This window comes from Streptomyces odonnellii, from assembly GCF_000981895.1.
GTDB classification, from domain to species: Bacteria; Actinomycetota; Actinomycetes; order Streptomycetales; family Streptomycetaceae; genus Streptomyces; species Streptomyces odonnellii.
Genome location: NZ_LATD01000633.1, coordinates 1 through 2,607, shown reverse-complemented (window position 1 = coordinate 2,607; position 2,607 = coordinate 1). Strand labels below are relative to the sequence as shown.

The following is a 2,607-nucleotide window of genomic DNA, read 5'->3' as shown; positions in this document are numbered from 1 at the left end:
GGTGGGGGGCCCGGACGGGAGGGGGTCGGGGACCTCGGGAGGGGATGCGGGCTCAAGCGCCTTGGTACGTAGGGGACTTGGTACGGGGCTCGGCACCGGGCTTGATACGGGGCTTGGCGCCGGACCTGGCACGGGATCTGGTACGTGGCTCGGCGCCGGGCCTGGCGCGGGACTCGGCACGGGGCTTGGCACCGGATCTTCTACGGGGCTCGGTACCGCCAGCCGTCGGCCGTCCGGCAGTACGGCCGTGTGCGGGACCTCCGCCGGGTCGACGTACACCGCTTCGAAGACCCCGTACGGCGCGCCCTTGCCCGGAGGCGCGGTGACATGGAAACCGGGGTAACTGCCGAGCGCCAGCTCGACCGCCGCACCGGTGACGGCACGGCCCACCGCCTCCGGATCGCTGTCGCGGACGACAAGACGCAGCAGGGCGCTTGCGGTCTCCTCGGTGTCCGCGTCGGGCCGGTCCGTACGGGCCAGCTCCCAGCGCACCTCGGCCGGGCGCCGTCCGCCGAACGCGTCCTCCACCTGTTCGCGCACCAGCCGCGCCTTGGCCTCGATGTCGAGCCCGGTGAGAACGAAGACGACCTCGTTGCGCCAGCCGCCGATCCTGGTCAGCCCGACCTTGAGGGTGGCGGGCGGCGGTTCGCCCCGTACGCCCGAGATCCTGACCCGGTCCGGCCCTTCCTGTGCCAGTCGTACGGTGTCGAGCCGCGCGGTCGCATCGGGCCCCGGATACCGGGCGCCCCCGGTCTCGTACAGCAACTGCGCGGTGACGGTCCCGATGTCGACGACCCCGCCCGTACCGAGGTGCTTGGTGATGACGGCGGACCCGTCGGCGTGGATCTCGGCGAGGGGGAAGCCGGGGTGGCGGGTGTCGTGCGCGGTGAAGAAGGAGTAGTTCCCCCCGGTGGCCTGGGTCCCGCACTCCAGGACATGCCCGACGACAACGGCACCGGCGAGGGCGTGGAGGCGTGCGAGGGCGTGGAGGCGTGCGGGGCCGTGCGGGTCGGTTGGAGCGTACGAGCCGGCGGGACGGTCCGGGCCGGCGGGGCCGGCGATGTCACCGGGGTCCGGGGGGAGGTCCCAGCCGAAGTGGGCGGCGGCCGGGCCGGTGACGAGCGCCGCGTCGGTGACCCGGCCGGTGACCACGACATCGGCCCCGGCGCGCAGACACGCGGCGATCCCGGCGCCGCCGAGGTAGGCGTTGGCGGTGAGAACGCCGTCGCCCCACTCCTTCCGGCCCCGCAGATCGTCACCCTCGACATGCGCGACCCGCGCCGGTACGCCCACCCGTACGGCCAACTCCCTGATCGCGGCGGCGAGTCCGGCCGGATTCAGACCACCGGCGTTGGTGACGATCCTGACGCCCCGCTCATGGGCGAGCCCGAGCCCCTCCTCCAACTGCCGCAGAAACGTCTTGGCATACCCGGCGCCCGGGTCCTTCATCCGGTCCCGCCCGAGAATGAGCATGGTCAGCTCGGCGAGATAGTCCCCGGTGAGCACATCGAGCTGCCCTCCGGTCAGCATCTCCCGCAACGCGTCGAACCGGTCGCCGTAAAACCCGGACGCGTTCCCGATCCGCAGCACCTCCGGGCTCGCGCCGATGAGTGCGGTCCGGGCCGACATGGCGTCAGGAGACGTGTGGCCGGAGGACATGTGGTCGGAGACCATGTGGCCGCCCGACATGGTGCCGGAGGACATATGGCCGCCCGCCATGTCGCCGCCCAACATGGGCCCGCCCGCCATGGACTCCGTCGACATGGGCGGCCCGCCCAGCACAGCACCGCCCGACATAGCCCCGCGCGACATGGGCTCCGCCGACATGGCCCCGCCCCACGTGTTGCCGCCCAACACAGCGCCGCGGGGCACAGCGCCCACCGACATGGGTCCGGCAGACATGGTGTGGGCCGACATAGGCCCGGCAGACACAGCGCCACGGGACACAGGGCCTGCCGACATGGGCGGCCCGCCCGGCACAGCCTCGGCCCGCATGGGCTTCGCCATCACGCCCCCTTGGGCTCGCGGCCCTTGCCCGCCGGGCCCGCGAAGGCCTGGGCGATGTCCAGCCAGTGGTCCGCGTCCGGGCCCTCCGCTCGTACCGACACATCCGCACGGTGCGCCCGCTGCGTGACCAGGAGGCAGAAGTCCAGCGCCGAGCCGGTCACCCGTTGGGCCGCGGCTTCCGGGCCGTACGCCCAGAACTCCCCGCCCGGGCCAGTGAGTTCGACGCGGAAGGGGTCGGCGGGCGGCTGCTCGCCGCGTACGAGGTAGGCGTAGTCGCGTGCCCGTACGCCGATCCACGCCACATGCCGCAGCCGCGCGGTCGGTTCGCGCCGTACGCCCAGCGCGTCCGCGATGTCCTGGCCGTGCGCCCATGTCTCCATCAGCCGCGCGGTCACCATCGAGGCGCCACTCATCGGCGGCCCGAACCACGGAAAACGCGCACCCGGCGCCGCCCCCGACAAGGCATCGCGCAGCCGTGCACGGCCGTCACGCCACCGGTACAGCAGTTCGGCCGACGGAAGCGCCGCACCCACGGCCGCTGCCTCGTCGACGGCGGACCCGGAACCCGCGAGGGCCTTGCCCGGCTCCCCGGCGCCCCGC

2 protein-coding genes are annotated in these 2,607 nt (G+C 73.5%); both read right to left on the bottom strand.

The annotated features are described in order from the left end of the window. Window positions 1-1,629: acyclic terpene utilization AtuA family protein (locus WH07_RS35835; RefSeq protein ID WP_232789181.1), on the bottom strand; the 1,629-nt coding region annotated here is incomplete at its 3' end. A gap of 377 nt (window positions 1,630-2,006) precedes the next feature. Beyond that, the coding region (locus WH07_RS35830) for a TIGR03084 family metal-binding protein (protein ID WP_046509469.1) at window positions 2,007-2,607 on the bottom strand (601 nt) is incomplete at its 5' end.